This window comes from Flavobacterium sp. YJ01 (assembly GCF_029320955.1).
Classification (GTDB): domain Bacteria; phylum Bacteroidota; class Bacteroidia; order Flavobacteriales; family Flavobacteriaceae; genus Flavobacterium.
The window spans coordinates 3,265,587-3,279,254 of record NZ_CP119757.1; the positions used below are offsets into that span (position 1 = coordinate 3,265,587).

A 13,668-nucleotide genomic window follows, 5' to 3' on the forward strand; every position below is an offset into this window, starting at 1 on the left:
AATCGGAAAATACTACCAATATTTCCCGATTCAGTAATGTGTTTTTAAACGACGTATCGAATTAAATCATTTAAAATCAATCCAAAATTATGAAAAAAATAATTAAGAGGAATTGGCTTAGTCCTTATTTGCCTAAAATTAGTCTAAGAATGAAACTAACCACATTATTACTGATGCTTTCTTTGATCAAAATTCAAGCAAGTGTCTATTCGCAAAATACAAAATTGACCTTAAACATAAAGAATGCACCGGTAGAGAAACTGTTTAACAAAGTGGAGTCTGTTTCAGAATACAGATTTCTTTTCGAAAGCAGTATAATCGACCTAAACAGAAAGGTGACAATTAATGTAAAGAAAAAAGGAATAACTGAAATACTGGAAGAAGTATTTAAAGGAACTGATATTTCTTATACTGTAAATGATCGTCAGATTATTTTGGTAAAGAAAAAACTGCAAGTAAATATTCAGGAAAAAAACACAGTTCAGAAAATAATTGTTGAGCAAGGTATTGAAATTACAGGAGTGCTGACCGACTCTAGAAATATGCCAATACCAGGAGCAAATGTTATAGAAAAAGGAACTAAAAATGGCGTGCAAACCGATTTAGACGGAAAGTTTACAATTCGGGTAAACGGAACAAATAGTGTTTTAGTTTTTTCTTTTATTGGATTTGAGAATTCTGAAGTAAAAGTAGGTCAAAGCAAATCTTTGAGCGTCATTCTGCAAGAGCAAAATTCAGCTTTAAATGAAGTTGTAATTGTAGGTTATGGCGCAGTAAAGAAAAAAGATTTGACAGGTGCTGTAGCAACAGTAAAATCAACTGATATTGTTTTGAGTCCCGTTTTAAGTCCGATGGAAGCACTTCAAGGAAGAGTTTCTGGTTTAGATATTCAACGCGGATCAGGAAAAGCAGGAACGTCTCCAAAAGTTTTATTAAGAGGAAACAGATCTTTGACTGCAAGTCAGAATCCTTTGTATATCGTGGATGGAATTCCTTCGAGTATTGATAATTTGAATCCGAATGACATTGAAAGTATCGATGTTTTAAAAGATGCTTCGTCAACTGCAATATATGGTTCTTCAGGAGCCAACGGAGTTATTATTGTGACCACTAAAAAAGCAAAAGCAGGAAAAACACAAATTGACTTTAACACTTATTTCGGCTTGAATGGTTTTTCTTCTTTTCCTGCTCCGCTTACAGGAGAAAAATGGCTGAATTATAAACGCGACCGATTTTTTCTAGACAATGGATACGAAGCTACAAACTTAACCGATTTAGGACTGAATGCTTCGGCAGTTGCTGCCATCGAAAAAGGACAATATGTAAATTGGATCGATGAAACCTTACAAGTAGGAACGCAGCAGAATCATAATCTTTTTATGAGAGGCGGATCTGAGAAAGTGCAAGGTTATTTTTCTTTAGGATATGTAGGCGAAGAAGGAATTTATCAAAATGATAAAGTAAATAGCTTTAATTCTAGAGGCGGAGTTGATATTAAATTTAGCGATAAATTTAAAACAGGTTTTCAATTGATTTTAAACTATCGTAAAAACAGCACAACAAATAGTAGAATTAATAAAGCGTACAGCGTTTATCCTCTTGGAGTTCCTTTTGATGAAAATGGTATTGTAAATCTTTATCCAATTGAAGGAGATCCAAACAACATTAGTATTTTGGCAAACAATTATCCAGGCGCTTTTGCTAATGAATCTTTAAGTTATAATGTACAATTCAATCCTTATCTGGAGTTTGAATTTGCTAAAAATTTGAAGCTAAGATCTAATTTAGGAACTCGATTTTCAGGAAGTAGAGCAGGAACTTTTCAAAACAAAAATTCATACAATTTACTAACAGAAGGTAGAACGGCAAGCGAAGCTACTTATAATAATGAGTTGGCTTATAGTTATATCTGGGAAAATATTTTGAACTATAATTTTAAACTGGGCAAAGATCATGATTTTGGTTTAACAGGTATTACTTCATGGGCAGACAGCAGATCTGAAGGAGCTTATTTAGGCGGTAACGGTATCGATTACGACGACTTTCAGTTTTATAATATGGGAGCGGTAAAAAATCTAACTACTAGAATGAATGCTTACAGCCAGTTTAACAGAATGTCATTTGCAGGGCGTTTTAATTATAGTTTTAAAGGAAAGTATTTATTTCAATTAACCAATCGTTGGGATGGAGTTTCTCCTTTAGCTGAAGGAAATAAGTGGTCATCTTTCCCATCGGCATCTTTGGCTTGGCGTATAAGCGATGAAAGTTTTATGCAAGGAACGAGTTCATGGTTGAATAACTTGAAACTTAGATTAGGTTATGGTGTTTCTGGATCTGCAAATATCGATCCGTATTCTAGTTTGACTCGTACATCAACCAAAACGAGCAGTCTTTCTCTTGGCGGCGGTACGGCTTTGCCAATGTACGTGCCAACGGAGCATATTTCAAATCCAGATTTAACTTGGGAGCGTTCTACAAATACGAACTTAGGTTTAGATGTTTCTGTTTTGAAAAATAGAATCGATCTTGTGGCCGAATATTATTGGACAAATACTGATGGTATTTTATGGGATCGCCGTCTGCCTACTAGTTCAGGAGGTTATGATGCTAAAACCCCTTATAAAAAGACTTCTAATATTGCCACTTCTCAAAATAGAGGTTTTGAACTTTCTATAAACACTAAAAATATTGATACTGAAAATTTCAAATGGAATACTTCTTTCACCTACACTCACGCTACAGAAAAGCTGACCAATATTGATTTAGGAAACTTAACAGTAAATGAATTAATTTCAGAAGGACTATTTATAGGGCAAACTCCAGCTTCTGGCGGTGTTTTTTATGATTATAAAAAAATAGGAATTTGGCAATTAGGTCAAGAAACCGAAGCAGCTTTGTATGGAGCAAAACCTGGAGATATAAAACTACAAACGGTTCCGCAGTTTGATGCCAACGGTGTATCTGATAATGGAGTGCATGTTTATTCTACAAAAGACAGAATGATTGTAGGAAACAATGTTCCTGATTTTTTCTTTGGTTTCCAGAATACCTTCAAATACAAAAATTTTGATTGTACTGTTTTTGTAAACGGAAGATACGGCGGTATGATGCGTGCTCAGGTTCTTGGTTATTGGAACAAAGAAGCACAGCCAGAAACTTACAGCTATTGGACACAAGATAATCCAACGAACGATTTTCCTAGACCTGGAGGTAGTTTTAATACACAATTTCAGTCGGGATTGGAGCTTGTAGATGCATCTTACATCAAAATCAAGAATATTACTTTGGGGTATACTATGCCAGAAGATTTTCTTAAAAAAACAGGTTTGAATACAATGAGGCTTTACGTTACATCTTATAATCCTTTTGTTTTTAGCCGCAGTCATTTATTGAAAAATGTAGATCCAGAAAGTGGAGGATCGGATTCATTCCCATTATTTAAACAAGTTGTTTTCGGTCTTAATTTATCATTATAATATCATGAAAAAGTATATAAATTTAAAATCAGCAATTGTCTTAATGTCTTTTATGGTTGGATTACAATCATGCAGCTTAGACGAAAAAAACCTGACCACTGTTTCTTTAGATAAGTCTTATAGTGAAAGGCCAGGATTTGAAGGATTAATTAATAGTTGTTACGAGAATCTTTATTTCCTTCACGGAAAAGTAGATTATATAGCGCCAACAGAAGCAGGAACAGACTCTTGGGAAAATGTAAGCACTAGCGGAATTGGTTATGCACAATACGCCAGTCAGTTAAATCCAGATGATGGAAATATAAAAGTGATCTGGGGAACGGCATATACTACAATAAATCTATGCAATACGGCAATTTATTATTCAAAAGACGTTAACGGTTATGCTTCTCCAGAAGAATTGAATGCTAAATTGGCTGAAGCGTATTTTCTAAGAGCTTTCAGTAATTTTATTTTAGTGGAGCAATTTGGAGGAGTTGTTTTAAGAACAAAATCGTCTATTATTGAAGGAGCAGATAACGCGCCAGTTCGCAGTTCTGAGAAAGAATTTTACGATCTAATTATAGAAGATTTAAAATTTGCTTGTGCACATCTGCCAGTTCAGCAGACTTTACAGGGACGAGTTGCAAAAAAAGCGGCTTATGGATTATTAGCGAAAGTTTATTTGCAAAGAACAAGATTAGGAGAGGTTTCTGAATACGCCCGACTAGCGTTAGAAACTGCTGAAGAATTAATTAACAATGCTGGAAAATACAATACGGCTTTGTATTTAAGTGATAACACAAGTTCAGGATTCAAGAAACTTTGGGATGGCAACAACAACAAGAAAAACACAGAATTTTTGTTTACGCAAGGAATTGATCCCGGGGGACTTAATCCGGAAGGTTTCAACCGAGGAAGAACAAGACAATATTATTTGCCAGATTTAGCAACCAGAGGAGCAGAATGGGGAGCCGGAGCAACGAGTATTCTCTATGGAAGAGCGAACAGCCGAATGCTGAAACCAAGTAAATATTTGTTGACAGAGGTCTTTTCGCCAGTGCCATCACCTGCAGATACTCGTTTTGCAGAAACCTTTACTTTTAAGTTTTATGCCGCAGCCAATAAAACAATTACACAAACAATGGCGACGGCTTACAAGAAAGATGCTTCTGTAGTGGGGTATACGATTAAAAATACTTTGGCTCAGGCACTTCCAACGGTTAATTTTTATTCTCAAAGAATCGAAGAGCAAATTAATATGAATAATGATGAAGGTTTGGCTGTATTTACTCCAAACTGGAATATTGATCCAGTTGTGAAAAGTAAAATGCCAGCACTTGTGGCAGATCCAAGTGATATCTTCGAACCCGGAACAAATAAATATAAAGATCCAGCGATGTATCCAAACGATCCAAATCTTATCAATATGTTTCCTGCCATGCGAAAATTTTCTGCCGCATTATATTGTCAAAGTAACCAATATTGGCTGGGAGATATTCCGATTATTCGTTTGGGTGAAGTTTATTTAATTGCAGCAGAAGCAGCTATTTTAAACGATAATAATCAAACGAAAGCTTTGGGTTATGTAAATACTTTAAGAAAAAGAGCAGCGATAACGTCTAGAGAAAGCGAAATGTTAGTATCAAGTGGACAGATGAATATCGATTTTATTTTAAAAGAAAGAGCAAGAGAATTATCTGGCGAACATACAAGATGGATTGACTTAAAACGTACTGGAAAATTAACGAAGACATATTTAGATCAGACAAATCCAATTGCGGGAACAAATTTTGTTGATGGTAAACATATAGTAAGACCAATTCCGAGATCATTTTTGGATGCCATTTCAAATTCTAAAGAATTTGGTAATAACGGATATTAGAACACTTTTGGTTAGGTGTTTTAGGGCAGGTCGAAAGATCTGCCCTTGTTTTTTTATAAATTAAAAGCGATTATCTCCATCTAATAGATTTCCTAATCCGCCGAGAAGACTTCCCTCGTCACGGCTGTTTCCGCCAGATCTTGGTGCAGAAGCAATAATACGGTCAGCCAATCTAGAGAAAGGAAGTGACTGAATGTAAACCGTTCCTGGACCTTTTAAAGTAGCATAAAATAATCCTTCGCCACCAAAAATAGAATTCTTGATGCCACCAATAAATTCAATATCATAATCTACATCTTTGGTAAAACCAATAATACATCCTGTATCTACTTTTAAGACTTCGCCATGACCTAATACTTTTTTAGCCATTGTGCCTCCAGAATGTACAAATGCCATTCCGTCTCCTTCAATTTTTTGCATAATGAAACCTTCACCGCCAAATAAACCGCGTCCGAGTTTTTGAGAAAATTCAATTCCAACAGAAACACCTTTCGCAGCACATAAAAAGGAACTTTTTTGACAGATAAATTTACCCTGAAATTCCGTTAAATCAATTGGAAGGATTTTTCCAGGATAGGGTGATGCAAATGAAACTTTGCTTTTGCTGTTGCCTTGGTTTAAAAATGCGGTCATAAACAAACTTTCTCCGGTAAGAACTCTTTTACCCGCATTTAAAAGTTTTCCAAACAAACCTGATCCTTGTTGCTGAGAACCGTCTCCAAATATCGTTTCCATTTGGATATTGTTTTCCATCATCATAAAACTGCCTGCTTCGGCAATTACAATTTCTTGTGGATCTAATTCTATTTCAACATACTGCATTTCTTCTCCAAAAATCTGATAATCTATTTCGTGCGCTTGCATAATTTATAAATTTTGTTTTTAAAATTAGACTAATAATTCTGTCAAATGTTACAGAGTTTAGTGTGTTTCAGCTGTTTTTAAAAACATTAAGTAATTTTGTTATTTTAAATTAGTCTTAATTACGTGTTTAATTGCATTAAATTATATACTTTTGCACCGTTATCATATTTTATCAGAATGTTAGTTAGTGATTTGACCACCAAAGTATTATTTGAAACCGAAAAAGGATACAGTTATCAATGTGATTTGACCAATAGTATAATCATCAATTTTGTTGATACAGTGTCAAGTTATAAGATTCAAGATTTTTTGATTTTTCAAAGAAAGGTTAATAGCGTTGACATTCTTAATATGCTTTATGACTTATCCGACTACTCAGACGCACAGCTGATTGAAACTACAAAAAGAAATTTTTCCAGAAATCTTACCATTTGCGAAATAGTGCAGTTAAGAGATTTATTAAACGGAACTAAATTTACACTCAACTTACATTCAATGCTTTGCAATATTGTAAACGTAGAGCTTATTTAGATTCTTACTTAGATTAAATCCAAATTTTCAGGCAGTTAGAGCTGTCTCCTTTAATTTTAGTAATTTTACACGTATAAAAATTAAAGGTTATGAAAGATTTACTTAGAACACGTACTTCATTAGTTGAAGGTGTAGAAAATATATTGAACTTACAAGCAAAATTAGAAAGCGATGCTTCTAACAAATATTTAGCTATGGCTGCATGGTTAGATAGAAACGGTTATGCTAATACAGCATCTTATTTGTACAAACAAGCCGAAGAAGAAAGAGAGCATTTTCTAAAAGTTTTTAAATATATTACAGATATGGGAGGGATTGCCATTACGCCATCTATTCCAGAAGTGCAGCAAGAATTTGCTTCTTTAAGAGAAGTATTTGAAATCGCTTTACAAAACGAAATTGCAGTTACTCAAGCTATCAATAAAGTAATCGCAAAATGTAGAGCTGAAAATGATTATGCTACAGAAGATTTTATGATGTGGTATGTAGCTGAGCAAAGAGAAGAAGAGAAAAATGCAAGAAGAGCTTTAGAACTTTTTGAATTGATCAACGAAAACGCACCTGACGGAAAATTCCAATTAGATGTGCAAATAGCAAAAATCGGATAATTAACCGATTTATAAATTTAAAAAAGCCCTTAATAATTTATTAAGGGCTTTTTTATTGTTTTAGAAGATCAGCTTCGGAGAAGCTAAATATTTATAGAAATTTTTATTTATTATAAAGGATAAAGCTCCAGCGGAGCGACATATTTTTATGCTATTATATTTCGCTCCGCTGGAGCTCTTCTGTGGCCATGTATGTGATTTAAGCTATAAATATTTGCCCTGCTAGGGCAATAAAGAAAAGTTGATAAAACAAAGGCTGTCTAAAAATTAGTAGACAGCCTTTTGTTTTTTATTCATTCATCAAAGTTTCAATTTCATCAACTTCAACTGGAATATTTCTCATTAAGTTGAAAGGTTCTCCTTTTTCCTGAACCACAACATTATCTTCTAAACGGATTCCGAACTTTTCTGCCGGAATATAAATTCCAGGTTCAACCGTGAAAACCATATTTGGTTTCATTGGTTCGTGAAGCAAACCGTAATCGTGCGTGTCCAATCCCATGTGGTGAGAAGTTCCGTGCATGAAATACTTTTTGTAAGCAGGCCATTCTGGATTTTCGTTCTGAACATCTGCTTTGTCTAATAAACCTAAACCAAGCAATTCAGAAGTCATGATTTTACCCACTTCAATATGATATTGTTTCCAAAGTGTTCCAGGAGTAAGCATTTTAGTTGCTTCGTTTTTAACTCTCAAAACAGCATTGTAAACCGCTTTCTGACGATCTGAAAAACGTCCAGAAACTGGAATTGTTCTTGTCATGTCGCTAGAATAATTAGCATATTCTGCCGCAACATCCAATAAAATCAAATCTCCAGCTTTACATTGCTGATTGTTTTCGATATAATGTAAAACATTAGCATTATTTCCAGAAGCAATAATTGGTGTGTAAGCAAAACCTTTAGAACGGTTTCTGATGAATTCGTGAGCCAATTCGGCTTCGATTTCATATTCTGTAACATTTGGTTTTACAAAACCTAATAATCTGCGGAAACCTTTTTCTGTAATATCACAAGCATGCTGAATCAAATCGATTTCTTCACTTTCTTTTACAGAACGAATTCTTTGAAGAATTGGGTTGCTTTTCGCAACATTATGAGCTGGATAACGTTCTTTCCACCATTTTACAAAACGAGCTTCACGTGTTTCAGTTTCAACAGTTGCACGATAATGTTCGTTAGTATTGATGTACATCGTTTCAGCATACGTCATCATTTCGTTCAAAACTTTATGAAAATCTTGCAACCAATAAACCGTTCTAATTCCCGAAACCTGAAAAGCACGTTCTTTAGTCAGTTTTTCACCTTCCCAAACTGCAATATGATCATTAGTTTCTCTCAAAAAAAGAATTTCTCTTTGACTTTCATAAGGCGCATCTGGAAACAAAAGCAAAACGCTTTCTTCTTGATCTACACCGCTTAGATAAAAGATATCTCTGTGTTGAGCAAATGGCAAAGTACTGTCGGCACTAATTGGGTAAATGTCGTTTGAGTTGAATACTGCAACAGAATTAGGTTTCATTTCAGCCATAAACTTTCTGCGGTTTTTTACAAAAAGAGAGCTGTTTATTTGATGATATTTCATAATTATTTCGTTTTTGAACTTCGAATTTCAAAATTAGTGAATTTGAAGTAATGACGTATAATTGATTTTATTAAAGTTTTCTTATTTGTTTTGGTTCTATTTTTTCAGTGTTTATTTAACCGCAAAGAGCGCTAAGGTTTTACGCAAGGTTCGCAAAGCTTCTACATAATCTTGTCATTTCGAGTAACGAGAAATCTTCAGAAGTAACTCGACAAAGATTGGAAAATCTTAGCAACTTAGAATCTCAGAATCTTAATTTGGGCGTGTTCGCCGTGGCGAATCGGGCTTTCGGCTATATCTTTTATTCCGCTCCGCTGCATAAAAGGATACCGCCTCTATCCGTCACGCTTACGGTTTCAAAAGAAATTTAATGGTTGAAATAAGGTTTAATTATCCAATTTTGTATCTTGTGATGAATTACTTGGATAAAAATGAAAGAATTGTTAATTGAAAGTAATGGAATAAGAACGGATAAGTATTTTATACCGCCCTTTGAGTTAAGAGAAGGAGAGTTGGTTATTTTGTATTTATATGGAGGATCTCATTTTCAAGATATCAAAACGGAATTGGTTAACGTTTTTACTGGAAAAATAAAAAATGAAAATGTGATTGTTACTAAGTCCTTGACTTATGTAGATTATTTTAAAGAATCAAAATTTAGAAGGTTGTTTTTTCCAATTAGAGTTGGTGAATATTTAAAGAAAAGAGCAAATCTAGAAAGTGAATTTATCCAGAAAATTTATGAAATTCCATGGATTAAAAAAAAGACTAAAATAAAAGAACTTTACTGGAATTCTAAAAGATTACTTTCATTATACGCAACATTCTCTAAAACAAAATATATAGTTTTTGAGTTAGCTGGATTAGGACCTGTTGATGCAAAAGAAAACTACAATATAGTTAGAAATGAAATTAGAAAAGGTGGCGCTGCTATACTTATTGATTGGGCTTCTGATATGAAAGATGATTGTGATAAATTTATAACTTTAGAATGGCTGTAAGCTTAAATTGATGTAAAATTCATGAACTCAAAAGTCAAAATCAGAAAAATACAAAACCAAGATTTAGACTTGGTTTATAAAGCAATCTGCGAACTAGAAAATGAAATTTTAGATTTCGAAGTTTTCAAAGGAATCTTCAATGAAAATATTTCAAACCCAAAAAATCTGTATCTCATCGCAGAAAACGAAACAGAAGGTTTAGGATTTATTAGCTTTCATACACAAAATTTGTTGCATCATTGCGGATTGGTAGGAGAAATTCAGGAGTTTTTCATTCGTCAAAAATATCGAGGTCAAGGCGTTGGAAGAGTATTAATAAATGAAATTTTAAATTTTTCACATCAGAATAATCTAAAAAGTATCGAAGTAACGACAAATAAAAAAAGAATTGAAAATGTGGCGATTTATGAAAATCTTGGTTTTACTTTGAGTCATAATAAGTTTACGATTTATAAATAATCATTGAGCTTTCAGTGTAGTTTGTCATTTCGATCGAAGGGAGAAATCACAATAGTAATTCGACAAAGATTGGCGTTTTAGCTTGCGGAGTTTCTAGTGTGATTTCTCCCTTCGGTCGAAATGACAAGATTATAGCTGAAACTTTAAAATCCATACTAAAAAGTGAAACAGCTTAATATTTCCATAAAACATAATCTTGTAGTAGGTTTGCTGATTGCTTTATGGCTTTTTGTTTTTGCTTTCATCATTAAACCTTTTGACGACGGAACAATAAATTTAAGAGCCTGGTTTTTTCTAAGTTTTAGCTTTAGTTTTATGGCGTTTTTATGCTATGGTCTTTTGGCAATTATTCAAAAAAGCTTTTATCAAAAAATAAGAAAATGGAATATCAGTTTAGAAATAACAGCCATTTTGCTCTTTCATTTGCTATATCTAATTGGAGTTTTTGCCTTTTATAAAAGTCCAATTTTAAATGGTGGTTATGCTTTCTCTGAATTCTTTTCGGTAATATTTATAAAAGTCGTTTTAATTGTTACTCCGGTAATTATTCTAGCAAGAAGATATTTAATCAAACTAATTCCATTAAAAGACGATGTTTTAGTATTTAAAGGAGAAAACAGATTAGATATTCTAAAAATCAATAAAACGGATTTGGTTTGTATTTCGAATGCACAGAATTATGTTGAGATTTTTTATCTCGAAAATAATAAACTTCAGGCAAAACTCATTCGGTCATCACTCAAAAAAGTACAAGATGATTTCAATTTTTTAATACAAATTCATCGTTCACATTTAATCAATCCGATGCATTTTAAATCTTGGAGAAATGCAAATACAATTATTTTGACTCAAATAGAACTTCCAGTTTCGAGAAATTATAAAGATGTTTTATTGGCATTGTAATTTCGTACCTAAAACAATGCATTTCGTACCAAAGCCAATAAAATTGGTCTTTTAGGAAAATTTTCATTTTAGTTTTGCTTCATCAATTTTTAAAACAAACTATGAAAACGAAACATTTTTGCCTCATCGGATTGCTGTTTTTTTTAACCAGTTATTTATTTTTTTCTAACCTTTTACCAAGTCTTAGCGAATCAATAGATTTTGCGCATTGGTTTAATTTAATTGGAGCTTGTTTTTTACTTTCGTTTAATGATGCATTTCCTAAAAACAGAATAAATGCTGTCGCTTCTGCGCTGACAACTTTAGGCGTCATTGCTCACATCGGACTTTGCACAATCGATTTTATTATGTCAAGTTACGGAAATAACGAAATTGCAAAAGAGGCATTAAGCCATCAAATTACAATTTCACCATTAATTTTTTATCCATTTGTGGCTGTCGGTCCGTCTCTACTTTTTGTTGGTTTAGCAATTCATGCTTTTTCTTTTATAAAGAAAGAAATGGTAAAATCTTTAATGGTGATTATTGGTTCGATCGCTGTGGGAATTTCTTTTTTTGTTTTGAAGGATGGAATTTGGATGTTTTTAAGTTGTTTTATTTTTGTTTTTGGATTGGGATTGTTGCTTTATGTGCCACGATCTTTGTCAAAGTTTTAAACACAATCTTGTCATCCTGAGCGAAGTCGAAGGACTCACGAGCAACTCCGCATGTAAAATTGACAATCTTTGCAGAGCTACTAATGTATCCTTCGACTTTGCTCAGGATGACAAACTATATGTATATAAAACAAAAAACCGAAGCATCAAGCTTCGGTTTTCTTATTGGAATTTGGAATTTCTTTATTGGAATTTAATCAACCCATTTATAATAACGAGCCCCAATCAAAACCGGAATCTCTTTTTCAATTCGATCTAAAACCCATTCGTTTTTCGGAGTTCTTACGCTTTGTTTTTGTTCTTTTTTGTGAAGACTTTCGTAAGTATTGAAATTAATTTCTACGCTTTCTTCTAAATTTTCAAAAAGCTTCACGTTTTCTAAAGCCGATTTCCATTCGGGCTGAATCGTTCCTTCAAAAACTTTCGATTTAGATCCGCTTCCATAAGCTAAGAAACCAAATTTAGTTCCAGAAACTTCTTTTTCCGTATCATAAAAATGAGCCAGAGTCGATAATAATCCCATGAAAATGGAACCTGTATATAGGTTTCCAATTAAAGAAGAAGCCAATTCTGCAGGTTGCAATTTCTTAGTTACAAAACTTCTATAATCGTCAGATTTTGCCACTTCTTTAATTTTTGTCTGATAATCTGCAGGTGCAATATCATCAGCAATGATTTTTTCAGCACTATCTAAAGCATAAATTTCAGATAACATTCTTCTTCCTTGAAAAGAATATGGCAAGTGCATAACGATACTATGCCAAGTGTTGTATAAAGTTTCGGTAGTGTTTTTTAATTTTTTAAATGAAAAGTAAGCATTTCGCGTACGATCCATATAACATTGGTTCGAATATTGTCCGTCAAAAACTGGCTGATCTTTGTGGATTTCAATTTCGGCTTCTAAATTGTCAAGCCAAGAATCGTTGTTTGTGTTTTTTGTGATTTCTTCTTTAGAAATTGTTCTGTAAGGTTTGAAGAAATCGAAAACACCTTTTGTACTTGTTGCCCAATTGTCATCAAAAGCAATAATTTTTGGGTTTGCAGCAATTAACATGGCGACAGCTCCGGCGCCCTGTGTATATTCTCCACCTGAGTTTAAATCATATTTTGCAAAATCAGAAGTAACTACAATTGCTTTTTTAGTTGGATTTAATTTTACGAAATCAAGACAGTTTTGCATCGCGTCAACTCCGCCAATACAAGCAAAAGTAAAATCTACAACATCACATTCTGCTAAAGAATCTTCGCCAAATTTCTGTTCTATTAGACTTATTAAATAAGAAGCAATTGGTTTAGAACTGTCAATTCCACTTTCAGTACCAACATAGATTCTGCTGATTTCTTTTAAGTCAATTTTATTGTCAATGATAAGTTTTGTCAAAGCGTTTGCTCCAAAAACAACTGCATCCTGATGAACGTCTGGAAAAGTCATTTTTAGTAAGCCAAGACCTTTTTCTAATTTTTCTGGTTCTATATTTCTGGCAATAGCCAAAGTTTTTATGGGTAAATGTATGTTTGCTACGTCAAAAGAAATAGCATCAATTCCTGTTTTCATTCTTATTTTTTTGAGCGGCTAAAGGTAAAACTATGTTGTGGAATGACAATTTTTTACTCAGACAAAATTTATGTGCGATGAAACTTTTAAAGAAAACAAATCAAAACTTTGAATAAAATAACAATATGATAAAAATTTCCTAATCTACTTAGAGTGCCATTTTGATTTT

The 13,668-nt window shown here is 33.3% G+C and carries 11 protein-coding genes; 8 read left to right on the top strand and 3 right to left on the bottom strand.

Annotated elements, in window-relative coordinates:
* Window positions 1-149: 149 nt before the first annotated feature.
* Together P0R33_RS14225 and P0R33_RS14230 are read left to right on the top strand one after the other, a co-directional pair.
* Window positions 150-3,476 carry a TonB-dependent receptor gene (locus P0R33_RS14225; RefSeq protein WP_276171842.1) on the top strand — a complete coding sequence of 1,109 codons (3,327 nt, stop codon included), beginning with the start codon at window positions 150-152 and terminating at the stop codon, window positions 3,474-3,476.
* 4 nt (window positions 3,477-3,480) lie between these two features.
* Window positions 3,481-5,340 (top strand): RagB/SusD family nutrient uptake outer membrane protein, encoded by a 1,860-nt coding sequence (locus tag P0R33_RS14230; RefSeq protein WP_276171843.1) that lies wholly within the window; start codon window positions 3,481-3,483, stop codon window positions 5,338-5,340.
* Between the two features lie 60 nt (window positions 5,341-5,400).
* Here the strand turns inward: P0R33_RS14230 and P0R33_RS14235 are convergent, their stop codons facing one another.
* On the bottom strand, window positions 5,401-6,204 hold the full coding sequence (locus tag P0R33_RS14235) for a TIGR00266 family protein (RefSeq protein WP_276171844.1): 804 nt from the start codon (window positions 6,202-6,204) through the stop codon (window positions 5,401-5,403).
* A 177-nt stretch (window positions 6,205-6,381) separates the two neighbouring features.
* Here P0R33_RS14235 and P0R33_RS14240 point away from each other — a divergent pair, with 177 nt between their 5' ends.
* A complete protein-coding gene (locus tag P0R33_RS14240) occupies window positions 6,382-6,735 on the top strand; it encodes a hypothetical protein (protein WP_276171845.1) in 354 nt (117 codons plus the stop codon).
* An 89-nt stretch (window positions 6,736-6,824) separates the two neighbouring features.
* Window positions 6,825-7,343, top strand: a complete 519-nt coding sequence (locus P0R33_RS14245; RefSeq protein ID WP_276171846.1) for a ferritin — start codon at window positions 6,825-6,827, stop codon at window positions 7,341-7,343.
* A 289-nt stretch (window positions 7,344-7,632) separates the two neighbouring features.
* On the opposite strand, the gene P0R33_RS14250 is transcribed toward P0R33_RS14245, so the two are convergent.
* A complete protein-coding gene (locus P0R33_RS14250; RefSeq protein WP_276171848.1) occupies window positions 7,633-8,925 on the bottom strand; it encodes an aminopeptidase P family protein in 1,293 nt (430 codons plus the stop codon).
* 431 nt (window positions 8,926-9,356) lie between these two features.
* Here P0R33_RS14250 and P0R33_RS14255 point away from each other — a divergent pair, with 431 nt between their 5' ends.
* From P0R33_RS14255 to P0R33_RS14270, 4 genes are all read left to right on the top strand, one after another.
* Window positions 9,357-9,926 carry a hypothetical protein gene (locus tag P0R33_RS14255; RefSeq protein ID WP_276171849.1) on the top strand — a complete coding sequence of 190 codons (570 nt, stop codon included), beginning with the start codon at window positions 9,357-9,359 and terminating at the stop codon, window positions 9,924-9,926.
* Between the two features lie 21 nt (window positions 9,927-9,947).
* The gene (locus P0R33_RS14260) at window positions 9,948-10,385 is read left to right on the top strand and encodes a GNAT family N-acetyltransferase (protein WP_276171850.1); all 438 of its coding nucleotides are present in this window, start codon (window positions 9,948-9,950) and stop codon (window positions 10,383-10,385) included.
* 162 nt (window positions 10,386-10,547) lie between these two features.
* The gene (locus P0R33_RS14265; RefSeq protein WP_276171851.1) at window positions 10,548-11,288 is read left to right on the top strand and encodes a LytTR family DNA-binding domain-containing protein; all 741 of its coding nucleotides are present in this window, start codon (window positions 10,548-10,550) and stop codon (window positions 11,286-11,288) included.
* Window positions 11,289-11,389: 101 nt separating this feature from the next.
* Window positions 11,390-11,944, top strand: coding sequence for a hypothetical protein (locus tag P0R33_RS14270; RefSeq protein WP_276171852.1), 555 nt, complete (start codon window positions 11,390-11,392; stop codon window positions 11,942-11,944).
* A 193-nt stretch (window positions 11,945-12,137) separates the two neighbouring features.
* Here P0R33_RS14270 and P0R33_RS14275 read toward each other — a convergent pair whose 3' ends face one another.
* Complete coding sequence (locus P0R33_RS14275; RefSeq protein WP_276171853.1) at window positions 12,138-13,499, bottom strand: hydroxymethylglutaryl-CoA synthase; 1,362 nt, start codon at window positions 13,497-13,499, stop codon at window positions 12,138-12,140.
* Window positions 13,500-13,668: the final 169 nt, after the last annotated feature.